The organism is Patulibacter americanus DSM 16676, from assembly GCF_000420025.1.
GTDB lineage: Bacteria > Actinomycetota > Thermoleophilia > Solirubrobacterales > Solirubrobacteraceae > Patulibacter > Patulibacter americanus.
This window is the reverse complement of sequence record NZ_ATUD01000005.1, coordinates 18,380-40,330: the sequence shown is the minus strand read 5'-3', so window position 1 is coordinate 40,330 and position 21,951 is coordinate 18,380. Positions and strand designations below refer to the sequence as shown.

Here is a 21,951-nt window from a genome sequence, read left to right as displayed (position 1 = left end):
ACTGCCACAGGGGAAGCACCGCGATGACCAGCACCTCGGACTCACCGATCGACGACGCCCAGGAGGGCGGCGAGCAGGTGGCCCGCCACCCGCTGTTCGAGGTGCTCGCCCGGGCCGGGCTGGTGGCGCGGGGCGTGGTCTACGCCATCGTCGGGGTGCTGGCCGTGAAGCTCGCCGTCGGCAGCGGCGGCGGCGAGGCCGAGAACCAGCAGGGTGCCCTGAAGGAGATCGCCGCGCAGCCGTTCGGGAAGGCGCTGCTCGTCGCCATGGCGATCGGGCTGGCCGGCTACGCGTTCTGGCGGCTCCTGCGTGCCGCCCTCGGTCACGGTCCGGAGCAGTCCGACGACACGAAGGAGCGCATCGGGGGTGCCGCCAGCGGCATCTCCTACGCCCTCCTCTGCGTCACCGCGGTCAAGATCCTCTCCGGTGCCAGCACGGGATCGGGCTCGCCGAAGGGCGCCACCGGCGGTGTGCTCGATTGGACGGGCGGACCGATCCTCGTCGGCCTCGCCGGGGTCGTCCTCTTCGTCGTGGCCGCCGACCAGGCCCGCAAGGGCGTCCTCAAGAAGTTCCTGAAGAAGTCCAAGACCGAGCAGATGAGCCCGCAGGTCAGGAAGGTCTTCACCGGCCTCGGCGTGTTCGGCCACGTGGCCCGCGCCGTGGTCTTCGGGCTCATGGCTTACGGGCTGGTCAAGGCCGCGGTCTCGTACGACGCCGACGAGGCCATCGGGCTCGACGGGGCGCTCGCCCAGCTCTCCCAGGCCTCGTACGGGCCGTGGCTGCTGGGGCTCGTGGCCGTCGGGCTCCTCGGCTTCGCCGCCTACTCCGTCGCCGACGCGCGGTTCCGCAAGGTCTGACCGCCCTCCCGGGGCTGCCCTGCCCCGGGCCGATCGCTCCGCCGCGGCTGGGACGGCCCCGATCGCTCCCCGCCCCGGGGACGTCCGCCGGCCCTCAGATCCCGGGTAGCCCGACGGCCCTCAGAGGCCCGCGAGCTCGTCCACCGGCGCGTTCGCGTCGGTCAGCGGCGGGTGCGCCCGCAGCGGCCGCGCGACGAGCGGGAGCTCGGGCAGCCCCAGGGTGCTCCGCACGCGTTCCACGCACGCCGGCTGCGGCGGCGGGCCCGTGCGCAGCAGGGTGTTCTGCAGCCGGTTGGGCGGCGAGGCCTCCTGGGCGCTGACCTGGCCGAAGCTCGCGCGGGTCGAGGCCGCGAGCGCGTCCGTCAAGGGCGCCCCGGGGGTCGTCAGCACGTTGAAGGCCAGGGTGCCGCCCGGGCGCAGACGCGACGCGGCCAGGCGCGTGAACTCCGTCGTCGACAGCGAGGCGGGCATGCGGTCGCCGGAGAACGCGTCGACGTAGATCAGGTCGTAGCGGCGGTTCGTGCCCTGCAGGTAGCGGCGTCCGTCGCCCTCGACGAACCGGTCCCCCGGCCGCTCGCGGGCCCCCATCCACTCGCGCGCCAGGGCGATGACCTGCGCGTCGAGCTCGACGGCGTCGATCCGCACCCCGGGGACGAGGCGCCGCAGCGGCTCGAGCAGCGCGCCGCCGCCCAGGCCGATCACCAGGACGCGGCGCGGCGGTCGCGGACAGACCAGCGTCGTCGCGGCCCGGATGTACTCCGACTCCGGGACCTGCGGCCGCCGCGGATCGACGACGGACTGCACGACCTGCGGGCGGTCGAAGTACATGGCCCGCTTGCCGTCGTCGGTCTCGGAGACGACGATGCGGGCCAGGCGGCTGTCGACGGCCGCCCGCACCGTGCCGATCGCATCCCGGTCGCCAGGCTCGACCGTGCCCCCGGTCGGCAGGGCGGTGACGAACGCGAGGACCGCGAGCGCTCCGACGGCCGCGATCGCCGCACCCGGTCTGCGGGAGAGCGCGGGCACGCCCAGCAGCCCGATGGGCAGCGCGCACAGCAGCATCAGCGTCTCGATCGGCAGCAGGCCGATGAGCCAGAACGGGGTGATGAGCGAGCCGAGCACGGCGCCGAGCGTCGCCAGCGCGCTGAGGTCGCCGGCCGCCCGTCCCACGAGCTGCTCGCGGACGCTCGCCCGGACGGCCATCGGCGTGACGAGGGAGAGGGCGGTGCACCCGGGCACGATCACGACGAGCGCCCCGAGCAGGGCTCCGACGCGGTCGCCCGTCCGCGGGCTCAGCCAGTCGAGGACCGGCGGGCCCAGCAACGCGCTCGCCGCGAGGAGGGCGCAGGAGACCAGCAGCACGGGTCCGATCGCGCGGGCGTGCGGGACCCGGTCGGCGAGACGACCTCCGAAGGCGGTCCCGGCGGCGATCGCCACGAGCACCGCCGCGATCGTGATGCCCCAGACGTCGATCGTGTCCCCGAAGCGCGGCGAGAGCATCCGCTGGCCGAGGAACTCGACGGCGAGCGTCACCACCCCGCTGGCGAACACGGCCACCCGGATCCACCATGCGCGCATCGCGGGGCACGGTAGGGGATCGGCCGGTGGCGAGGCGCCGGCGCGGGCCGGCAGCCGGCGGCGAATGCGGTTCGGGGCGTGCTCCGGCCGCCGTCCGTCCGCGCGCGCCCCGGGGGCTCATGGTCCGCGGCGAAGCCGTCGACCACTCTTGTGACAGCACATAATCCCGCCGGGCTCGGACAGCCCCAGCATCCCCCTCTGGAGGCACTTCCCCGTGTCCGAGCTGCGTTCCCTGTCCCGTCGTGCGGCCCCCCGGTCGCGACGACACCCCGGCCCCCGGGCGCTCCGGCGACTCGCGCGTCTGACCGGCGTCGTGCTCGTCGTCGGGCTCGGCGCCGCCGCCCCGGCGTCCGCCGCACCGCCCGAGATGGTCGACCTCGGCGCCGCGTCCACCTACGCCGCCCTCAGCGGCGCGTCCGTCGGCAACACCGTCAGCGCCCCGGGTGCGCCGCACACCACGTTGCGGGGCGACCTCGGCGTGAAGGCCAACGCGCAGCCGACGGGCTTCCCGCCCGGGATCGTCACCGGGGCGAAGAACGTCGGCAACGCCGCCGCGATCGCCGCCCACGACGACCTCGTCGCGGCGTACACCGAGGTCGCGGGCCGGACCGGCGGCGCACCGCTCGCCGGCGCACTCGCGGGCACGACGATCGGGCCGGGCCTCCACGCCGTGCCCGAGGCGGTGTCGAACACCACGACGGTCACGCTCGACGCCGGCGGCGACCCCGACGCCGTCTTCGTCTTCCAGGTCAACGGGGCGCTGGCGATGGCCGCCGGCAGCAAGGTCGTCCTGGCCGGCGGGGCGCGGGCCTCGCGGGTGTTCTGGCAGGTCAAGGGCGCCGGCGCGGTCGGCGCGAACGCCGCGTTCGCCGGCACCCTCATGGCCCTCGACGCCGTCGGCGTCGGCAACAGCACCGTCGTCAACGGCCGGGCGCTGGCACTGGGCGGGGCGCTCACGCTCGACGCGAACGAGGTCTACGGCGCACCCCCGGTCGTGACGCTCGGCGGCGGGGCGAACGCCACCACCACGGACACCACGCCCACCGTGACCGGAACGACGGACGTGACCGGCACGGACGCCGTGACCGTGACCGTCGGCGGTCAGACCCTCGCGGCCACCCCCGTCGACGGCGCGTGGTCCGCGACCTCGGGCCTGCTCCCCAACGGCACCTACGCCGTCGTCGCGACGGTCACGGACGGCGCGGGCAACGTCACGAGGGCCACGCAGAGCCTCACCGTCGACACGGTGCTGCCCGTCGTGACGCTCGACGGCGGCCCGACCGTGCTGACGAACGACCCGACCCCGACGATCTCGGGCACGAGCGACGTGGCCGCCGGCTCCATCGTGCGGGTCGCCGTCGGCACGCAGGCGCTGACGGCGGTCGTGCGCGCCGACGGCGAATGGAACGTCACGCCCGCAACGCTCACCGACGGTGCGCGGACCGTCGTGGCCTCGGTCACCGACCCCGCGGGCAACGACGGCACCGCCAGCCAGGCGCTCGTGGTCGACACGATCGCCCCCGGTCTGAGCATCACCGGTGGTGCGGCCGCGCTCACGAACGACGCGACCCCCAGGCTGTCGGGCACCGCGGACGTCCCGGCCGACACCGTGGTGACCGTCGCCCTCGCCGACGAGACCCTCTTCCCCGTCGTCGACGGGAACCACGCCTGGTCGACTCGCGCGTCGCCGCAGGCCGAGGGCCCCCGCCGCGTGGCCGTGACCGTCGCGGACCCGGCCGGCAACACGGCGAGCGTCACCCAGATCCTCACCGTCGACACCATCGCCCCGCGCGTGACGATCGACGGCGGAGCCGCGGCCTCGACGCCGGACACCACGCCGACGATCACCGGGACCTCCGACGCCGCCGCCGGCACCGTCGTCACCGTCGCGATCGCGGGCCAGACGATCGCGGCGCTCGTGCAGTCGACGGGCATCTGGAACGCCACGCCGACCCCCGTCGGCCCGGGGACGTGGGCGGTGGAGGTCTCCGTGCCGGACCCCGCGGGCAACCTCGGGCGCGCCTCGCAGGCCCTCACGGTCGCCGGCGTCCCGGCGCCGCTGCCGGGCGGCAGCGGAGTCGTGGCGCCTCCCCCGGCCCCCAGCGATCCGGTAGCGGGCGCCACCGCCGAGAAGGTGCCGGCCCCGGTGCTCGTGCCCGGCCCGGCGCCGAGCCCCCCGGGCGCCCCCGGGGTGGCTCCCGCGGCCCGTGCGGTCGTCGCCGGCAGCGCGCGTCAGCGGCTCGGGGGCACGCGGCTCTCCATCGCCACGAACGTCCGCGCCCCGGCCGCCGGGCGGGTCGTCGTGACGGTGCGCGGCAGCGTGCGGATCGCGGGCCAGCGCCGGACGGTTCCGCTCACGACCGCGACCGCACGGATCGCCGCCGGCGGGAGCGCCGCCCCGACGGTCCGGCCGAGGGGTCGGAAGGCCGTCGCCGCCGCCGCGTTCCGTCGCATCCGGACGGCAGCGCGCAGGGGCACCGCCGTGACCGCCAGGCTCACCGTCCGCGTCGTCGACGCCGCCGGCAACGTCCGCACCGTGAGGCGGAGCGTGCGCCTGACGCGGTAGCGGACCGGGCGTGGCCGCCGTTCGGCGCGCTCGCGGACCGGGCGCCCGTGCCTGCGCGGGTGCCCGGTCCTACGGCGTGCCCGCGTGGGGCACGTCGACCGTCGTCGTCAGCAGCACGCCTTCCCGGGCCGCGCTGCGGGCCTGCTCGTAGAAGTCCGGAGCCGCGCAGCACACCAGGGTCCGGCCGTCCTCGCCGCCCAGGCCGCAGGCGTAGACGCCCAGGCCGTCGGGCATGACGACCTCGTCGACGACCTCGCCGCCCGCTGCTACCCGGCAGGCTCGGCGACCCACGGCATCCGCCGCCCACACGTGGCCCTCGGCGTCGAGCGCGATGCCGTCGGGCGCGAAGGTCAGGCCCCCGAGGACGGCGCCGACGGCCCCCTCGGGGGTCGGGCCGATGTCGGCGAAGGCCCGCCGGTCCGTGAGCGCCCCGTCGGCGCCGACGGTGAAGGCGGTCAGGCGCCCGGCGAGGGTCTCCGCGACGATCAGGGTGCCGTCGTCGGTGATCACGGTGCCGTTCGGGAACGACAGGCCCTCCGCGGCGACGGTCGCCGTCCCGTCGGGGTCCACGCGCACGATGTTCGTCGGCGCAGGGTCCGCACCGCCCATGAGGTCGAAGCCGAAGTTGCCGACGTACGCCCGTCCCGCGCGGTCCACGACCATGTCGTTGAGGTGCCCCGTCACCAGGGCGCCCAGCTCGGCGTGCGTCCGCACCGCGCCGTCGGCACCGCGGCGAAGCACGCGCCGGTCGCGCATGGAGACGACGAGCAGATCCCCGTCGGGCAGCCAGCCGAGCCCGGACGGCTGCGCGGGCACCTCGAGCTCGAGCGTCTCGGTGCCGTCCGCGTCGTAGGAGAAGACGCCGTGACGGTAGAAGTCGACGGCCCACCAGCGACCGTCGTGCCACCGCGGGCACTCGAAGAACGCCCCTCCGTCCTGCAGCGTGGCGAGCGTGCGTGATCCGGCCATGTCGTCCCTGCCCCCGTCGGTTCCGCGGGCAGCCTACGGTCGTGGCCCGGCCGTGTCGAGGCGCGACGGTGATGCGCCCTACGCGGCGAGCGCCGGCTCGGCCATCCCGAGCCGCGGCCCCGACCCCAGCGTCGCGAGCGCGCTGCGCATCACGGCGGTCCGCCCCTGGTCCGCCCCGCGCCGCAGCCGCTCCGGGTCCATCTCGAGGCGTCCGACCACCGCGCCCTCCGGGGCGACGATGAGCGCCCGGCCCGACGCCACGAGCTCGGCGAGCACGGAGGTCTCGCGCTCGTTGGCCGAGGCGTTCGACAGGGGCACCCCCGCGAGCTCGGGCTCCCACCGGGTGAGCAGGCGATCGCCGACCCGGCGGCGCAGGGCCGCCGTGCGGGCGGTGGCGGCGCGGGCGGCCGCGGCACGCGCCTGCGCCGCGCGGGCCCGCGAGAGCGCCCGGGCGAGCGTCGCCGCGGGGCGGGTCGACAGGACGACGAGGTGGGTGGCGCCGTGCGACAGGGGCGTGTGGCACGGGACGGGCTCGTCCAGGGCGGGGTCGCACCAGCGGTGGGCGTCGTGCTCCACGGGCGGGCCGCCCACGATCGGCACCCGGCAGGTGGCGCGCAGGGCGCCGAAGAGCTGGTCGCGGCTGCGGGGGTCCGGCAGGGCGACGCTACGGCGCGCGGCGATGTCGTAGGCCAGGGCGTGGAACGTCGGGCGGCTGCGGGACAGCGCGGACCAGTCGAGGGGTCGCAGCTCGCCCATCACGACGTCCAGCAGGTCGTCCAGGTCGAGCAGCGGGCCGCCGCGCAGGTACCGCCGCCACCACACGAAGTGGCGCGCGGGCAGGATCTCGGAGTAGATCGGCAAGCCCTCGTCGGCCTGGCCGGCGAGCAGGTACGCCCCGTTGAGCGCGCCGGCCGAGGAGCCGTAGACGTGGTCGAACAGCCGGGCCGCGCCCAGGTCCTGCAGCGCCGCCACCATCCCGGCGGAGACGACCCCGCGCATGCCGCCGCCCTCGATGCAGAGCGCGACCTTGTACGGGTCCGGCAGGCCGGCGTACCGGCCCTCGAGAACGGTTGTGATGTCCATCACAGTCCGTTGATCGGCGTCGGTGGATCCTTCTGGACGGCGTCTGGCCGTTCGGGGCCGTCGCCACTACAACGGACGTTGAGGGCGCCGCGGACACCGGCGCGCAGCACCGACGCAGCGGACGGCTGGGCCGGAGTCGCGCCCGTCGCGGCGGCGCCGACCGTCCCGCACCCCGGGGCACGTCGTTCCGGTCGACGCCCGGGGGACGCCGACGCGGCTGCCGACGGGGTCGCCCCCGCCCCCGCTCAGGCGTTGAGCAGGAGCTCGGTCGGGCGGTCCGGGGCGCCGTCGAAGTAGCGCTCCAGCACGGCCAGGAACAGCGGCTCGTTCGGGTCGGCGCGTGAGAACAGCGTCATGGAGGAGCGCAGCTTCATCTCGTCCATGGAGCCGAAGATGTCGCGGGCGGTGCGGCCCTCGATCTGGGCGACGAGGTCGGTGCACTCCAGCAGGCGGGTGCCGAGGATGGGGTGGCGGAGGTACGCGTCGGCCTCCTCGAGGGACCCGATGCCGAAGCGCTGGGCGGTGGCGCTCTGCCCGAGGCCCCTCATCTGCGGGAAGACGAACCACATCCAGTGGGTCTCCTTGCGGCCCGCGCCGAGCTCCTGGAGGGCGTGCTCGTAGTTGTCGCCGGCGTCTTGTGCGTCGACGAAGCGCTCGAGGTCGAATGGGTCCTGGTCAGTCATGAGATGCCCGTACCAATCGGCCCGAGGGCCGAAACCCTTCAGCCGGGGTGGACGACTAGGGTCGCCGCCGCCGCGCCCTCGGGCGGCTAGGTGTCGAGCAGGATCAGCAGCACCGTCGCGACGCCCGCCAGCGCGCCGACCGCACTCAGCGCGAGCGTGAGCCGCCCGTCGGCGTCGACGAACGTGCCGCGACGCACGGCGGCGGCGACGTCGCGCCGGCGCTTCTCCGCGTAGACCATGCAGAGGACGCCGAGGAGCGCGAAGACGACGCCCAGTGCGGTGTAGGGCCACCGCGTGCCGGAGTCCGAGAGCTCGGGGATGACCCTCGCGCCGGCGAGGGCGACCGTCAGCGTCGTCAGGCCGGTGCGCCACCACGCGAGGTACGTGCGCTCGTTGGCCAGGAGCGTCCGGCGGGTGAAGTCCCGCTGGTCCAGGGGCCGACGCTGGTCGTAGTCGCCCCCCGGCTCGCCCAGCAGCGGGTCGTCGTCGGGGAGCTCGCTCACGGGCGCAGGGTATCCCGAGCGACCGGCCGCGGTGCCGTGGCGGAGGTGCCTGCGCACGCCGCTCGCCGCGCCGCCGGCCGTCGCGACTCCTGCACGGCTCACGCCGCGCGCAGCAGTCCCCCGCGCCGCGCCGCACCGTGGACCGTCCGCGCCGCGACCGTCGCCCAGGCGGCCACCAGGAGCACGAACAGCGCCACGGCGACCCACGAGAGCGGCGCGAGGCCCGCGTCCCGGGCGAGCACGGAGGTGCCCGTCACGACGGTGCCCACGGGGAACGTGAAGCTCCACCAGCCCAGTGAGAACGGCAGGTGCTCGCGTGCCGCCCGCAGGACGACGGCGGCGGCGATCGCGAGCCAGAGCATCGCGAAGCCCCAGACCGGAGCGCCGTAGACGACGCCCAGCGCCTGGAGTCCGCCGGCGTACGGCGCGCCGATCGCCCCGTGCGCCTGGGCCCCCAGCAGGTTCGCGGCGGTGACGGACTGCCCGAGCGGGCCGAGGACGACGAACAGCGACGGAACGGCGAGCGCCTCGCCCGCGCCCGTGGCGACCAGCCGCAGCACCACCAGCGCGATCGTCACGAGCGAGGCCAGGAGGCTTACGCCGAACAGCGCGTAGAGGCCGAGCAGCAACGCCTCTCGGCCCTGCCCCGCGGCCACGTGCGGCACGAGCGCCGCGCCGGTGGCGGCCGACACCATCGGCGGGACGACGGGGAGCAGCCACGTCGCGGGCGCACCGCCCGCGCCGAACCCGACCCGGGTGAAGAGCCGGTAGGGCACGACGGCCGCGCACAGCACCCCGCCGAGCGTTCCGGCCGCCCACAGCACCGACGCGACCACGACGGCCGCGTCCGGCCCGAGGACGTCGCGGCCGACGAGCAGGCTGCCGGCACCGACGGTGAGGAGCGCCATGGGCGGGGCGCCGTAGAGCGGGGCCATCGCGGGATCCGCGAGGTGACCACGCGCCACGGCCGGATAGCGCACCCAGTGCAGCGCCGTGGCGACGACGAGAACCGCGAGCAGTGCCGCGGCGGCGAGCCACACGACGACCGCGAAGTCGTGCAGGGCCGGCGTGCGGTGCGGCAGGAGCTCGGCGGCGTTGGCGACGATGCCGGTGCCCATCACCGCCGTGAACCAGTTCGGGCCGATCCGCGCGAGCGGACCGTCCGTGGGCGCCGTCGCGGCAGGCGCAGCGGACGGGTGGGGAGCGACGGCGACGAGCGTTCCGGACACCGATGGAGCATCCCGCACGGATCCGCAGTCCACCACGACTCCTTGGCCCCCGCCACATTCCTCCCCGGAATGCTCGAGGCCGCCCGTTCGGCCGAGCACCTATCGTGCTCCCATGGCCGTGAGCACCGAGCCCGCCCCCGTCGGCACCGTCCGCGCCCACCACGGCGAGGGTGCCGTCTGGGACGCCGCCGACGGCACGCTCCTGTGGATCGACATCCTCGGCCGCTGCGTGCACCGCACCGCCCCGGACGGCACCACGACGACCGTCGGCCTGCCCGACGACGTGGGTTTCGCCGTGCCGCAGGAGGGCGGCGGACTGCTCGTGGGTGCCGGCCGGGCCGTGCTCTCGGTCGGACTGCCGGAGGACGGCGTCGCGCAGGTGGTCGACACGCCCGCCGGCCCCGTGGCCCTGCGGACCAACGATGCAGGCACCGATCCCGCCGGGCGCGTCTGGTTCGGCACGATGGACCGCGCCGAGGAGGAGGCCGTCGGCGCCCTCTACCGGCTCGACGGACCCGGGCGCGCGACGCCGGTGCTGCACGACCTCAGCGTGCCCAACGGCCCGGTCTGGTCGCCGGACGGCACGACGATGTACTTCACGGACACCCCCACGGGACGGATCCGCGCCTACGCCTACGACGCCGCAACCGGCGAGCTCGGCGCCGGCCGCGTCGCCGTCGACACCCAGGGACGGGAGGGGCATCCCGACGGGATGACCGTCGACGCCGCGGGCAACCTGTGGGTCGCCTTCTGGGGCGGCGGGGCCGTCCGCTGCTTCTCCCCCGAGGGCGCGCTCCTGGACGAGATCCGGCTGCCGGTCGCGCAGCCCAGCCGTCCCGCGTGGGGCGGGCCGGACGCCCGCACGCTCTACGTCACGACCTCGCGCAAGGGCCTCGACGCCGACGCGCTCGCGGGGCAGCCGCAGGCCGGCCGGCTGTTCGCCGTCGTCCCCGGGGTGGACGGACACGTGCCGCCGCCGGCCGTCCGCCTGTCCGACGACGCCTGAGGCGCCAGCCGCCGGCGGGGCCGCACAAGGACGCCCGAACGCAGGAGGGGCGGCGCCACCGGCGCCGCCCCTCGGTCCTGCGGGGGTTCGCCGGGGCGACTAGGCCGTCAGGCGGAAACGCCCGACGATGCCGGCGACCTCGTCGGCCGTGGTGGCCAGCGAGTCGGTCGACGCGGCGATCTCCTGGGCCGACGCCGAGGTCTGCTCCGTCGCGGCCGAGACGTCCTCCGTGGCGGCGGAGGACTTCGTGGCCAGCTCCGCGACCTCGCGGATGCGCTCGTCGACGTTCGCGGCACCCGTGTGGATCCGGTCCGTCAGCGTCGCGATCTCGCGGACGCGAACGCCCATGTCGTCGACCGAGGCGCCGATCCGCTCGAAGGCGGCGCGGGCGTGCTCGACGGTGTCGGCGCCGGCGGCGGTGCGCTCGGCGGTGCGCTCGACGACGTCGACGACCTTGTGGGTCTCGCTCTGCATGTGACCGATGAGCTCCGAGATGTGCGCGGCGGCCGTCTGGGACTCCTCGGCCAGCTTGCGCACCTGCTCGGCGACGACCGCGAACCCGCGGCCCTGCTCGCCGGCACGGGCGGCCTCGATCGCGGCGTTCAGCGCGAGGAGGTTCGTCTGCCCGGCGATGCCGGTGATGGTCTCGACGATGCCGCCGATCTCGTCCGACTTCGCGCCGAGGTCGCGGATGGCCGTGGCGACCTCCGTGGAGGAGTCGCGCAGGATCCGCATGGCGGCCGTGGCCTCCTCGGCCGCGCCGACGCCCTCGTGGGCGATCGCGCTGGCGTCGTCCGCCGCGCGGGCGGTCTGCTCGGCGGCCTTGGCCGACTCGTCGATGTCGAGGCTGACCTGGCCCACGAGCTCGCGGGTCTCGGCCAACGACGTGGCCTGCGTCTCGGCACCGCGAGCGATGTCCGCGATGGCCTCGGCGATCTCGCCAACCGCGCGGCCGGCCTCGTCGGCGGCGCTGGACATCTCGTGCGACGCGGAGCTGACCGTCGTGACCGAGCCGGCGACGTCGCCCAGGGCGCTGCGGAGGCTCTCCGTCATGCCGACGAAGGCGTGACCCAGCGCATCGCGCTCCGAGCGCGGCTGGTGGTCGACGGACACGTCGCCCGCCGCGATGCGGTCGGCGACGACGACGCTCTCCTGCAGGTACTCGACCATGCCGCCGAACGCCTTGCCGGCGTCGCCGAGCTCGTCGTTCGACGTCAGGTCGACGTTCTGCTCCACGTCGCCCTCGGCGATGCCGCGGGCGGCCGCCACGATGCTGCGGAGGCCGCGCGAGATGGAGCGGACGAGCAGCGTCGCGAGGACGATGGCGACGAGGATGCCGACGATGAGCAGGACGATCGTCGTCGTGCGGGTCGTCGACGCGGTGTCGCGGGCCTCGGCCTCGGCGGCGTCGGCGACCTTCGCGTTCGCCTCGCCCCAGGTGGCGATGGACTCCTTCAGGGCCTCCCAGGCGGCGTCGCCCTCGCCCTGCGCCAGGATGTTCATCGCGCCGGCGATGTCGTTCTCCGGGACGTCCGCGATGCCCTTCGTCTTGTCGCGGTACGTCGCCCACGCGGTCACGAACGCGTTCATCGCCTGCGTGTCGCTCGCGCCACTGGCCAGGTTCTTCCGGTAGTCGGCGACGAACGCGGTGACGTCGGCGGTGTTCTCGTCGAGCTCCTTCTGCTCGCTCTGGCCGGCGACGTAGAGGATCTGGTTGCGGCGGTACGCGCCGGTCTTGTCCTTTACGTTGCCGATGAGCGTGCTCGCGGGCACGACGTTGTCGCTCAGGCGGCTGGTGGCATCGCTCATCGCGGCGGTGCGGTTGACCGCGTAGATGCCGATGACGGCGGTGATGACCAGGATGGCCGCGAAGGCGGCGGCCAGCTTGGCGGCTATGGGAAGACGCACGGTGGAGGGGTCCTTGAAGAGGGTCGGGTGGACGTCCCGGGTGGTCGGACGACGCTGCAGGACCTTGAGGAGCCCGGACGGACGGACGACACGGCGTTAACCGGTTGCGCGCGCACCCATCTGCGGCGCGCACGCCGTCGGGCGGCGTACGCGACCCACCGCCCGTCGCCCGTCGGGGCGTGAGCCGGGGGCCGACGTGGCACGATCCCTGGGGTGATCCAGCCCGAACCGACCAACGCGCGTTTCGTGGGCGGCCCGCTCGACGGTGAGACGCACCTCCTGGCCCACCGCCTGCCGTTCGTGCAGATGCCCGGTCCGGACGAGGCGTTCTTCGCCCGCCTGCACATCGACCGCCCGGACGCCCCGGACCACCTCCTCTACGAGCTCGACGGCGCCGAGGACGGCGAGACGCTGATCTACCGCTGCCGCGCCGACGCGCCGGCCGCGGGCGACGCCAGCCCCGACGAGCGGGCGGACACCGCCGAGGCCTCGGGCACGGGCGAGGCGGCGGACACGGCCACCGGCACCGACGGAGCGCGCGCATGAGCACCCAGCACGAGCTGCTCGCGAAGGCGACCGAGCGGGGCGCCCGCCTCGCCGCCCAGGCCTACGGCGCCGACTGGGACACGCTGGACGAGGAGGAGCGCGGCCGCCACCGCGCGCTCGCGCGCCGGTGGGCGGAGTTCCTCGGCCTCGACGCCGCCATCGGCGCCCTCTCGACCATCGCCACGAAGACCCCGGTCGAGGCCGACGGTGCGATCGCCATCCGCACCATCGACGGCGACGACGCCCAGGTCGTGGCGGAGGAGACCCTCGCGGGCCTCGTCCACGACGAACGCGAGTAGGGAGGGGGCCCGCCTGGGCCGGTTCCGACCGTCCGGGTCTTGCCATCGGGGCCGGAACCTGCAAGAGATCAGGGATGGTCCCCCACCCCCCACGCACGCTCCTCCCCCTGGCGGTCGTCGGTGCCCTCAGCGCCTCCGCCGTCCTCGCGCCCTCCGCGCTCGCCGACCGCCCCGCCTCGGCGACCGGCACCGGCGGCGCCGTCGCCTCCGTCGACGCGAACGCCACGAAGGCCGGGCTCGCCGTCCTCAAGCGCGGCGGCAACGCCGTCGACGCCGCCATCGCGACCGCCGCCGCACTCGGCGTCACCGAGCCGTACTCCGCGGGCATCGGCGGCGGCGGCTTCCTCGTGCTGTGGGACGCGAAGCAGAAGCGCGCCGTCACGATCGACGGCCGCGAGACCGCCCCGCGCTCCCTCGGCCCCACCGGCTTCGTGAACCCCAGGACGGACAAGCCGTACCCGTTCGACCAGCTCGTCTCGAGCGGACTCTCCGTCGGCGTCCCCGGCACCCCCGCCACCTGGGCGCAGGCCTCGCGGCGCTACGGCCGGTTGTCGCTGGCCGCGAGCCTCGCCCCCGCCACCCGCCTGGCCCGCGACGGGTTCCTCGTCGACAAGACGTTCCGCGACCAGACGATGCAGAACCAGGAGCGCTTCGCCCGCTTCTCCTCCACGCGCAAGCTGTTCCTCCCGGGCGGCGAGCCCACCCCGATCGGCCGCCGGCTGAAGAACCCCGACCTCGCCCGCACCTACCGCACGCTGGCGCGCGACGGCGTGAGCGCGCTCTACCGCGGCGCGATCGGGCGCGACGTCGTGCGCACCGTCCGCAAGCCTCCGGTCCGGAAGGGCCGCGTGCTCAAGGGCGGGATGACGACGAAGGACCTGCGGAGCTACGCCGTGCGCCGCCGCGGGGCGGTGCGCAGCACGTTCCGCGGGCTCGACGTGCTCGGCATGCCGCCCAGCTCGTCCGGCGGCATCGCGGTCGCCGAGGCGCTGAACATCATCGAGGCGCTCGGGCCCTCCCCGAGCGACCGGGCGGAGGCCACCCACCGCTACCTCGAGGCCAGCCGCCTGGCCTACGCCGACCGCAACCGCTGGGTCGGCGACGACCGCTTCGTGAAGGTCCCGCGCGGCGCACTCGTCTCGCAGGGCTACGCGCGCAGCCGGGCGTGCCTCATCAAGCCCACCGGCGTGCTCGGCCACCCGCAGGTGGCGGGCAACCCGAACTCGCCGACGTGCGGCAGCGTCGCCCCGCAGGGCGGGGCCTCCGACCGCGAGGGCGAGTCGACGACCCACCTCGTCGCGTCCGACCGCTGGGGCAACGTCGTCTCCTACACCCTCACGATCGAGCAGACCGGCGGCTCGGGCATCGTCGTCCCGGGGCGCGGGTTCCTGCTGAACAACGAGCTGACGGACTTCGACGCGGCGCCCGCCGCGGGCCTCACCGCGCAGACCGACCCGAACCTGCCGGCGCCGGGCAAGCGCCCGCGCAGCTCGATGAGCCCGACGATCGTGCTGAAGGAGGGCCGCCCGTGGATCGCCGTCGGCAGCCCCGGCGGCGCGACGATCATCACGACCGTCCTGCAGACCCTGTTCAACCGGATCGATCGCGGGATGAGCCTGCCCGACGCCGTCGCGGCCCCGCGCCTCTCGCAGCGCAACGCGGCCGCCACGGAGGCTGAGCCGTCGTTCCTGACCTCGGCCGACCGCGCGCCCCTCGAGGCGCTCGGCCACAAGTTCGTCGAGGCCCCGAAGACGTTCTCCCCCGATCCCGAGATCGGCGCCGTCGCCGCACTCGAGCGCGGCACGAAGGGTCGCTGGCAGGCCGTCGCCGAGCCCGTCCGCCGCGGCGGTGGCTCGGCCGGCGTGGTGCGCCCGACGGACTGACCGCGGCAGGGAAGGCGGCCGGAATCGGTAGCCGGTCCAGCCCGTCCCGGAGCCGGGGCCGGTAGCCGGTCCAGCCCGCCCCGGAGCCGGGGCGGCCAGCCGGCAGCCGGTGGCCGGCCCCGGACCCTCGGCCCGGTGGCCTAGGCCGCCGGGCCCGCGTCCGCCCGCAACCGACGGGCCAGCGGCACGCCCGCCAGCGCGACGGCCCCGAGCACGAGGAACGCCGTCGTGCGGTGGTCGAGCAGCCCGCCCACGACCACCGCGACGAGCAGCCCGCCGACGTTGCCCGCCAGCCACATCAGCGCCACCGCGCTGCCCCCGTGGCTCCCCGCGCGGCGCTCCGTCAGCTCGAAGATGACGGGCAGCGAGCCCGCCAGCAGCGCCCCGACCACCACCACCGCCGCCGCGTCGGCGCCCACGCCCGCGGCGGTCGACAGCACGGCGCACCCCAGCGCCGCCACGGCGAGCACCCCGCCGAGGAACGCCCGCTCGCGGCCCGGCGCGACCACGAGCCGCGGCGTCGCGGCGGTGGCCCCCACGCCGACGAGCAGCATGGCGGCGAGCATGATCCCCGCGGTGTCGTCCGAGACGCCGAAGGGCTCCAGCAGCGCCTGCAGCCAGGTCGTCAGCGCGATGAACACGCCGAATCCGACGAAGGTGAGCGCCGCCAGCAGGCGGATCCGGCGGTCCGACCACACGGTGCGCAGCGCCCCGACGGCCGCGCCGCCCTCGTCGCGCACCGCGCCCGGCCGGCGGAGGACGAGCAGCAGGCCGGCGGCCGCGACGCACGCCATCACGGCCTGCACCACCAGCAGCGTCGTCAGGCTCTCGGCGCTGCCCAACAGCGGTCCCAGCAGCAACCCGAGCAGCTGCCCGATCACGAGCCCGGCCGAGCCGATGGCGATGCCCGCCGGCCGGTCCGCGGTGCTGAGCGTGCCACCGGCGAGCTTGCCGACCGCGTTGAGGACGAACGGCTGCGCGATCCCGGCCAGCACCTGCCCGACCAGGGCCCACGCATAGGTGTCCCCGCCCAGCCGCACCACGGCCCCCAGGGCGGTCACCGCCGTGCCGAACGCGAGCGCAGGCCGGAACCAGCGGTCGAGCGCGACGCCCGCGGGCAGCGCGAGGACGACGTAGAGCAGCGGGTAGATCTGCGCGAGCCAGCCGATCGCCCCCTCGGACACCCCGTAGTGCTCCGCGCTGACCGTGGTGATCGGCGCGAACGTGAGCCACAGCGTCTGGTTCAGGCCGGCCACCGCGGCGAACGCCACGACCGGGATCCAGCGGGTGCGTCCATGCCGGGCGGTGCTCTCTGGGGTCATCGGGCTCTCTCTCGGGTTCGCGAGACCCTAGGCCCGCCCGTGGGCGCCGCGCCAACACGGTGTGCGCCGTCATCTACGCTGCCGTTGTTGTGGATCTCTCGACCCGCCAGCTGCGCGCCTTCGTCGTCCTCGCCGAGGAGCTGCACTTCACCCGCGCCGCCGCGCGGCTGTTCGTCGCCCAGCAGGCCCTGAGCCGGCAGATCCGCGACCTCGAGACCCGGCTGGACGCCAAGCTCCTGGACCGCACCACGCGGCGGGTGACGCTGACCCCCGCCGGCGCGGCGTTCCTCGAGTCGGCCCGCCACGCGCTCTCCGTGCTCGACGCCGGCGTCGACCGGGCCGGGCGGCTCTCCCGCGGCGAGGCCGGCGTGCTGCGGATCGGGTTCCAGCCCGGGGCGGCGCTCGAGCTCACCGGGCCGCTGCTCGACGCGATCCGCGAGCGGCACCCTGACGTGGCCGTCGAGCTGCGGGAGTTCGGGTTCGACGAGCCGTCCGCCGGGCTCGTCTCGGGGTGGGCCGACGTCGCGCTGACCCGGCCGCCGTTCTCCGGGGACGGCCTGGAGCTCGAGGCCGTGCTCTCCGAGCCGCTGCTCGTGGCCGTCCGGACCGGCCATCCGCTGACGAGCCGCGCGCGGGTCCGGGTGGAGGACGTGCTCGACGAGCCCATCGTGGTCGGCCGCAGCCCGGACCGCCGCTGGCAGGCGCACTGGACCCTCGAGGCGCTGCGCGGCGGCCGACCCGCGCCGATCTCGATGCGCACGAGCTCGCACACGGAGGAGATCGACGTCGTCGCCGCGGGCGTCGGGATCATGGTCACGCCCGCCGCCTCTGCCCGGTTCACCCCGCACCCCGGCGTCTCGTACCTCAGCGTGGAGGGCCTGCCCCGCTCGGTCCTCGCCGCGGGCTGGCGCGTCGGCGAGGACGGCCCGCTCGTCCGCTCCGTGCTCGAACTGCTGCGCGAGACGAAGGCCCGGCACCCCGAGCTCGTCGCCGTCATCGAGGGCCGAGACGTCCCGGCCCCCCGCGATCCAGCACGCGCATGATGTGGATCGGCGGCGGGCCGGGTGTTTCATACGGCGGCCGCGACGGCGTACGGTCGCCGGATGGAGCAGCGGGGAGCGCGATGAGCAGCAGCACCGTCCGGGCCGGCACGTGGCGCAACTGGTCGGGCGAGCAGCGCTGCGCGCCCGCGCGGATCGTCCACGCCCGCAGCGTCGATGAGGTCGCCTCCGCCGTGCACGCCGCGGCACGCGACGGGCTCGGCGTCCGCGCCGTCGGCAGCGGTCATTCCTTCACGGATGCGGCACTGACCGACGACGTGATGATCGACGTGGCGGGCATGCACCGGATCCTCCACGCCGACGCCGCGACCGGCCTGGTGCGCGTGGAGGCGGGCATCACGATCCACGCGCTCTCCGCCGCCCTGGCCACGCTCGGGCTGGGCATGGAGAACCTCGGCGACATCGACGAGCAGACCCTCGCCGGCGCGCTGGCCACCGGCACCCACGGGACCGGTGCGGGGCTGGGCAACATCTCGACGCAGGTGCGGGCGATGCAGCTCGTGACGGGGACGGGCGAGGTCGTCGAGCTCGACGCCGTCGCCGACCCCGAGGGCCTCCTGGCCGCCCGCGTCTCCGTCGGCGCGCTCGGCGTCGTCACGGCGGTGACGCTGCAGGCGGTCCCCGCCTACGTGCTCCACGGCGTCGACACGACGGAGCCCGTCGACGAGGTGCTGGCCACCCTCGACGAGCGCAACGCGGCCGCCCGGCACTTCGAGGCCTACGTCTTCCCCCACGCGCCCCTCGCCCTGACGCGCACGAACACCGTGGTCGACGGCCCGGCGCAGCCGCCGAGCGCGCTCTCCCGCTGGCTCCGCCAGGGCGTGCTCGAGACCGGCGCGCTGGCGGGGCTCAGCGAGGCCGGCCGCGCCGTCCCGCGAGCGATCCCGCGCCTGAACCGCCTCGTCACCCGGCTGGCCGGCACGAGCGTGCGCACCGACCGCTCCGACCGGATCTTCGCCAGCCCCCGCCACGTCCCGTTCGTCGAGATGGAGTACGCCCTGCCGCGCGCCGCCGCCGAGCCGGCGCTGCGGGCGATCCTCGCGGCGATCGACCGGGGACGGTTCGCCGTGAACTTCCCGATCGAGATGCGGTTCGTGGCCGGCGACGACGCGCTGCTCTCCCCCGCCCACGGCCGCGACACCGCCTACCTCGCCGTCCACACGTACCGCGACATGGAGTGGGGCCCGTACTTCCGCGCCGTCGAGGCGATCGCGGACGAGCACGGCGGGCGGCCGCACTGGGGCAAGCGGCACTTCCAGACGGCCGACACGCTCGCGCCCCGCTACCCGGGCTGGCAGCGCTTCGCCGCCGTGCGCGCGCGGCTGGACCCCGAGGGCCGGTTCGCCAACGCCTACGTCGACCGCGTCCTGGGCCCGGTGGCCGCATGAGCGCCGACGGGGTCCGGTCCGGCCGCCGCCGCGGCACCGGCGTCCAGCTCACGCCCGCGCAGGCCGACCAGCACGCCCGCCTGGAGCGGGCGACCGCAGACCTCGACGCCCCCTTCGCCGTCGTCGACCTCGACGCGTTCGATCACAACCGCGCCGACCTCGTCCGCCGCGCGGGCGGCACCCCGATCCGGCTGGCGTCGAAGTCCGTCCGGGTCCGGGCGCTGCTGCACCGCGCCCTCGACCACGAGGACCGGGCGTTCCGGGGGATCCTCGGCCTCACGCTGTCCGAGGCGCTGTGGCTCGCGGATGAGGGCTTCGACGACCTCGTCGTGGCCTACCCCACCGTCGACCGCGGCGCCCTGCGCCGGCTCGCCGCGCGGGAGGACGGCCGGCACGTGGCCGTGATGGTCGACGACGTGGCGCACCTCGACGCGATCGAGGCCGCCGGTGCCCGGCCCGAACACCCCGTCGAGGTGTGCATCGAGCTCGACGCCGGCCTCGAGCTGCTCGGCGCGCGGATCCAGCTCGGCGCCCGCCGCAGCCCGCTGCACACGCCCGAGCAGGTCGCGGCGCTCGCGGCCGAGGTCGTCCGGCGCCCGGCGCTCGAGCTCGTGGGCCTCATGGGCTACGAGTCGCAGATCGCCGGCGTGGGCGACCGGCCCCCGGGCCGCTCGGCCTACGGGCGGGTCGTCGGGGCGATGCAGGCGCTCTCCGCGGCCGAGCTCCGCCGCCGCCGGGCCGCGACCGTCCGGGCGGTCGAGGACGTCGCGGGCCCCCTGCGGTTCGTCAACGCCGGCGGGACGGGCAGCCTCGAGACCTCCTCGTCCGAGCGGGCGGTGACCGAGGTCGCCGCGGGCTCCGGGCTCGTGGCACCCGCGCTCTTCGACACGTACTCGCGCTTCACGCCGACGCCGGCGGCGTTCTTCGCGCTGCCCGTGGTCCGCCGGCCGGGACCGGGTGTCGTCACGGCGCTCGGCGGCGGCTACGCGGCCTCGGGTGCCGCGGGCTCGGATCGGCTGCCCCGCCCGACCTACCCCGCAGGGCTGTCGCTGACCCCGCTCGAGGGCGCAGGCGAGGCACAGACCCCGCTGATCGGCCCGGGCGCCGACGGCCTGGCGATCGGCGACCGGGTGTGGATGCGCCACACGAAGGCGGGTGAGCTCTTCGAGCGCTTCGACCGCGTCCACCTCGTCGCCGGCGACCGCGTCGTGGACGAGGTCCCGAGCTACCGCGGCGAGGGCCACGCCTTCCTCTGAGCGTTCCGAGTACGCCCCGGCGTCGGCGTTATGCTCCCCCGCCGATGCCTCCCGCCCGTCGCCGCGCACCCCGCAAGAAGATCGTCGAGACCCCCGTCGAGCAGGCCCCCGGCGAGACGCTGATCTGGACCGACGGCGCCTGCAAGGGCAACCCCGGCCCCGGCGGCTGGGCCGCGATCGTCGTGCCGCCCGCGGAGAGCGGCCTGCCGCCCGTCGAGCTCTCCGGCGGCGAGCCCGACACGACGAACAACCGCATGGAGTTCACGGCCGCCCTCGAGGGTCTGCGCTCGCTGCCCGACGGCTCGACGGTCTGCATCGTCACCGACTCGCAGCTCATGCTCAACTCGATGACGCAGTGGATCGAGGGCTGGAAGCGCAAGGGCTGGAAGACGGCCTCGGGCCAGCCCGTGAAGAACCAGGACCTCGTCACCGCCCTGGACGACGAGATCCGCCGCCACGCCGCCGTCCGCTGGCACTGGGTCCGCGGGCACGAGACCGGCGACGCCCATGCCCACAAGGCGTTCAACGACCGCGCGGACCAGCTCGCGGTCGCCGCGGCCGCCGCGGTCTAGCTCGGACCCCTCACCGGGTGGCCCGAGCCTCGCCGCAGTCCGACGCGGCCCGAACCCGCGACGCTCGGGACGGGGCCCGGCCTCTCACCGGGTGGCCCGAGCCTCGCCGCAGTCCGACGCGGCCCGAACCCGCGACGCTCGGGACGGGGCCCGGCCCTTAGTTCAGCCGCCCGCCGACGCGCGAGCGGATCTCGCCCGTGCGCAGCGGGCCGCCGGCGTCGGCGCGCAGCGGTGGGGTCGCGCCGCCGGAGCGGTCGCGCAGGCCGGCCAGCAGCTCGAAGAGCGTCTCGGGGCCGCTGTGCTTCGGCGTCCAGCCCAGGTCGCGGATGCGCGAGGTGTCCATGAGCGGCGACTCGTAGCCCATGTCGACCCAGCCGGGAGCCGCGGGCTGCAGGCGGCCACGCCACGACAGCGCGGCACCCGCGCGCAGCAGCCCGCGCGGCACGGGGACGGGAATGCCACCCAGGACCTCGCGCAGACGGCTCGGCGTGATGGGCGGGTCGGCGGCCACGTTGTAGGCGCCGCGCGCGTTCGGGTGCACGAGGACCAGGCGGTAGGCCTCGGCGATGTCGTCCGTGTGGACGACCTGGAACCGCAGCCCCTGGGGTACCGGCGCGATCGGCATGCGACCGGGCCGGACGAGCGGGCTCGGCCAGAACGGCCCGAGGAAGTAGCGGCGGATCTCCTGCGCGGCGGAGCGCTGGAAGATCAGCCCGGGGCGCAGCCGGACGATGCGGACGGCGGAGTGCTGCTCCTCGAACGCGTAGAGCAGCTCCTCCGCGGCGACCTTGTCGACGGAGTAGTACGACGTGGGGATCCCCGTGGTCGGCCACGTCTCGTCGACCCGGCGCTCCTCGTCGTCCGAGGGTCCCGGCCCGTAGGCGCCGAGGGACGACGCGTGGATCAGGGTGGGCACCCGCGCCTCGCCCACGGCGTCGAACACCCGGGCGCTGCCGTCCACGTTGACCCGACGCACCTGCTCGCGGTCGTGCGCCGGCTGGATCAGCCACGCCAGGTGGATGACGGCCGCCGCGCCGCGGAACAGCTCGACGAGGTCGTGGTCGAGGACGTCACCCGCGACCCAGCGGACCTTCGGCAGCTCGACGTCCGGCACGCGCCGGGCGAACCCGACGATCTCCTCCACCTCCGGCTCCTCGCCCAGCAGTCGGAGGAGGGCGCTCCCCACGTTGCCGGTGGCCCCGGTGACGACGACGCGCATACCTCTCGGGTACCCGTGGCCTG

Annotated in this window: 19 protein-coding genes; 10 read left to right on the top strand and 9 right to left on the bottom strand. The window is 75.6% G+C overall.

Going from position 1 to position 21,951, the window contains the following annotated elements:
• The first annotated feature begins 23 nt into the window (after positions 1-23).
• Positions 24-857: a DUF1206 domain-containing protein gene (locus tag F593_RS29855; RefSeq protein ID WP_022928598.1), complete on the top strand. Its 834-nt coding sequence runs from the start codon at positions 24-26 to the stop codon at positions 855-857.
• Positions 858-977: 120 nt separating this feature from the next.
• On the opposite strand, the gene F593_RS0109915 is transcribed toward F593_RS29855, so the two are convergent.
• Positions 978-2,435 carry a fused MFS/spermidine synthase gene (locus F593_RS0109915; RefSeq protein ID WP_022928597.1) on the bottom strand — a complete coding sequence of 486 codons (1,458 nt, stop codon included), beginning with the start codon at positions 2,433-2,435 and terminating at the stop codon, positions 978-980.
• Between the two features lie 313 nt (positions 2,436-2,748).
• On the opposite strand from F593_RS0109915, the gene F593_RS28115 reads away from it, so the two are divergent.
• A complete protein-coding gene (locus F593_RS28115) occupies positions 2,749-5,001 on the top strand; it encodes an Ig-like domain-containing protein (RefSeq protein WP_022928596.1) in 2,253 nt (750 codons plus the stop codon).
• 69 nt (positions 5,002-5,070) lie between these two features.
• On the opposite strand, the gene F593_RS0109905 is transcribed toward F593_RS28115, so the two are convergent.
• From F593_RS0109905 to F593_RS24010, 5 genes are all read right to left on the bottom strand, one after another.
• Positions 5,071-5,970 carry an SMP-30/gluconolactonase/LRE family protein gene (locus tag F593_RS0109905; protein ID WP_022928595.1) on the bottom strand — a complete coding sequence of 300 codons (900 nt, stop codon included), beginning with the start codon at positions 5,968-5,970 and terminating at the stop codon, positions 5,071-5,073.
• Positions 5,971-6,048: 78 nt separating this feature from the next.
• On the bottom strand, positions 6,049-7,053 hold the full coding sequence (locus F593_RS28110; protein WP_022928594.1) for a patatin-like phospholipase family protein: 1,005 nt from the start codon (positions 7,051-7,053) through the stop codon (positions 6,049-6,051).
• 245 nt (positions 7,054-7,298) lie between these two features.
• A complete protein-coding gene (locus tag F593_RS0109895) occupies positions 7,299-7,736 on the bottom strand; it encodes a DUF1810 domain-containing protein (RefSeq protein WP_022928593.1) in 438 nt (145 codons plus the stop codon).
• 86 nt (positions 7,737-7,822) lie between these two features.
• On the bottom strand, positions 7,823-8,239 hold the full coding sequence (locus F593_RS28105) for a YidH family protein (RefSeq protein ID WP_022928592.1): 417 nt from the start codon (positions 8,237-8,239) through the stop codon (positions 7,823-7,825).
• A 98-nt stretch (positions 8,240-8,337) separates the two neighbouring features.
• Positions 8,338-9,468: a TDT family transporter gene (locus F593_RS24010; RefSeq protein ID WP_022928591.1), complete on the bottom strand. Its 1,131-nt coding sequence runs from the start codon at positions 9,466-9,468 to the stop codon at positions 8,338-8,340.
• Between the two features lie 112 nt (positions 9,469-9,580).
• On the opposite strand from F593_RS24010, the gene F593_RS0109880 reads away from it, so the two are divergent.
• Positions 9,581-10,474, top strand: a complete 894-nt coding sequence (locus F593_RS0109880) for an SMP-30/gluconolactonase/LRE family protein (RefSeq protein ID WP_022928590.1) — start codon at positions 9,581-9,583, stop codon at positions 10,472-10,474.
• 99 nt (positions 10,475-10,573) lie between these two features.
• Here the strand turns inward: F593_RS0109880 and F593_RS28100 are convergent, their stop codons facing one another.
• Positions 10,574-12,382, bottom strand: coding sequence for a methyl-accepting chemotaxis protein (locus F593_RS28100; RefSeq protein ID WP_022928589.1), 1,809 nt, complete (start codon positions 12,380-12,382; stop codon positions 10,574-10,576).
• A gap of 213 nt (positions 12,383-12,595) precedes the next feature.
• Here F593_RS28100 and F593_RS0109870 point away from each other — a divergent pair, with 213 nt between their 5' ends.
• The 3 genes from F593_RS0109870 to ggt all read left to right on the top strand — a co-directional run bounded on the left by F593_RS0109870 (position 12,596) and on the right by ggt (position 15,110).
• Positions 12,596-12,928, top strand: coding sequence for a hypothetical protein (locus F593_RS0109870; protein WP_022928588.1), 333 nt, complete (start codon positions 12,596-12,598; stop codon positions 12,926-12,928).
• Positions 12,925-13,227, top strand: coding sequence for a hypothetical protein (locus F593_RS0109865; RefSeq protein WP_022928587.1), 303 nt, complete (start codon positions 12,925-12,927; stop codon positions 13,225-13,227). Before F593_RS0109870 ends, F593_RS0109865 begins: the two co-directional genes overlap by 4 nt.
• A 74-nt stretch (positions 13,228-13,301) precedes the next feature.
• On the top strand, positions 13,302-15,110 hold the full coding sequence (ggt, locus tag F593_RS0109860; protein WP_022928586.1) for a gamma-glutamyltransferase: 1,809 nt from the start codon (positions 13,302-13,304) through the stop codon (positions 15,108-15,110).
• Positions 15,111-15,250: 140 nt separating this feature from the next.
• Here ggt and F593_RS24000 read toward each other — a convergent pair whose 3' ends face one another.
• Entirely contained in the window at positions 15,251-16,432 is a 1,182-nt protein-coding gene (locus tag F593_RS24000; RefSeq protein ID WP_022928585.1) for an MFS transporter, read from the bottom strand.
• 89 nt (positions 16,433-16,521) lie between these two features.
• Here F593_RS24000 and F593_RS23995 point away from each other — a divergent pair, with 89 nt between their 5' ends.
• From F593_RS23995 to F593_RS0109835, 4 genes are all read left to right on the top strand, one after another.
• Positions 16,522-17,475: a LysR family transcriptional regulator gene (locus tag F593_RS23995; protein WP_022928584.1), complete on the top strand. Its 954-nt coding sequence runs from the start codon at positions 16,522-16,524 to the stop codon at positions 17,473-17,475.
• An 80-nt stretch (positions 17,476-17,555) separates the two neighbouring features.
• A complete protein-coding gene (locus tag F593_RS0109845) occupies positions 17,556-18,881 on the top strand; it encodes a D-arabinono-1,4-lactone oxidase (protein ID WP_022928583.1) in 1,326 nt (441 codons plus the stop codon).
• The gene (locus tag F593_RS0109840; protein ID WP_022928582.1) at positions 18,878-20,137 is read left to right on the top strand and encodes an alanine racemase; all 1,260 of its coding nucleotides are present in this window, start codon (positions 18,878-18,880) and stop codon (positions 20,135-20,137) included. The genes F593_RS0109845 and F593_RS0109840 overlap by 4 nt, the downstream gene beginning before the upstream one ends.
• Positions 20,138-20,181: 44 nt before the next feature.
• Positions 20,182-20,709: a ribonuclease H family protein gene (locus tag F593_RS0109835; protein ID WP_022928581.1), complete on the top strand. Its 528-nt coding sequence runs from the start codon at positions 20,182-20,184 to the stop codon at positions 20,707-20,709.
• 157 nt (positions 20,710-20,866) lie between these two features.
• On the opposite strand, the gene F593_RS0109830 is transcribed toward F593_RS0109835, so the two are convergent.
• Positions 20,867-21,928: an NAD-dependent epimerase/dehydratase family protein gene (locus F593_RS0109830; protein ID WP_022928580.1), complete on the bottom strand. Its 1,062-nt coding sequence runs from the start codon at positions 21,926-21,928 to the stop codon at positions 20,867-20,869.
• Positions 21,929-21,951 lie beyond the last annotated feature (23 nt).

What these genes read in the sequence shown, in the direction of transcription:
- F593_RS0109915 (WP_022928597.1), bottom strand. Translation starts at nt 2,435, where the DNA reads ATGCGCGCATGGTGGATCCGGGTGGCCGTGTTCGCCAGCGGGGTGGTG.
- F593_RS0109865 (WP_022928587.1), top strand. Translation starts at nt 12,925, where the DNA reads ATGAGCACCCAGCACGAGCTGCTCGCGAAGGCGACCGAGCGGGGCGCC.
- ggt (WP_022928586.1), top strand. Translation starts at nt 13,302, where the DNA reads ATGGTCCCCCACCCCCCACGCACGCTCCTCCCCCTGGCGGTCGTCGGT.
- F593_RS29855 (WP_022928598.1), top strand. Translation starts at nt 24, where the DNA reads ATGACCAGCACCTCGGACTCACCGATCGACGACGCCCAGGAGGGCGGC.
- F593_RS0109835 (WP_022928581.1), top strand. Translation starts at nt 20,182, where the DNA reads ATGCCTCCCGCCCGTCGCCGCGCACCCCGCAAGAAGATCGTCGAGACC.
- F593_RS28110 (WP_022928594.1), bottom strand. Translation starts at nt 7,053, where the DNA reads ATGGACATCACAACCGTTCTCGAGGGCCGGTACGCCGGCCTGCCGGAC.
- F593_RS24000 (WP_022928585.1), bottom strand. Translation starts at nt 16,432, where the DNA reads ATGACCCCAGAGAGCACCGCCCGGCATGGACGCACCCGCTGGATCCCG.
- F593_RS0109840 (WP_022928582.1), top strand. Translation starts at nt 18,878, where the DNA reads ATGAGCGCCGACGGGGTCCGGTCCGGCCGCCGCCGCGGCACCGGCGTC.
- F593_RS0109880 (WP_022928590.1), top strand. Translation starts at nt 9,581, where the DNA reads ATGGCCGTGAGCACCGAGCCCGCCCCCGTCGGCACCGTCCGCGCCCAC.
- F593_RS0109830 (WP_022928580.1), bottom strand. Translation starts at nt 21,928, where the DNA reads ATGCGCGTCGTCGTCACCGGGGCCACCGGCAACGTGGGGAGCGCCCTC.
- F593_RS0109895 (WP_022928593.1), bottom strand. Translation starts at nt 7,736, where the DNA reads ATGACTGACCAGGACCCATTCGACCTCGAGCGCTTCGTCGACGCACAA.
- F593_RS0109845 (WP_022928583.1), top strand. Translation starts at nt 17,556, where the DNA reads ATGAGCAGCAGCACCGTCCGGGCCGGCACGTGGCGCAACTGGTCGGGC.
- F593_RS0109905 (WP_022928595.1), bottom strand. Translation starts at nt 5,970, where the DNA reads ATGGCCGGATCACGCACGCTCGCCACGCTGCAGGACGGAGGGGCGTTC.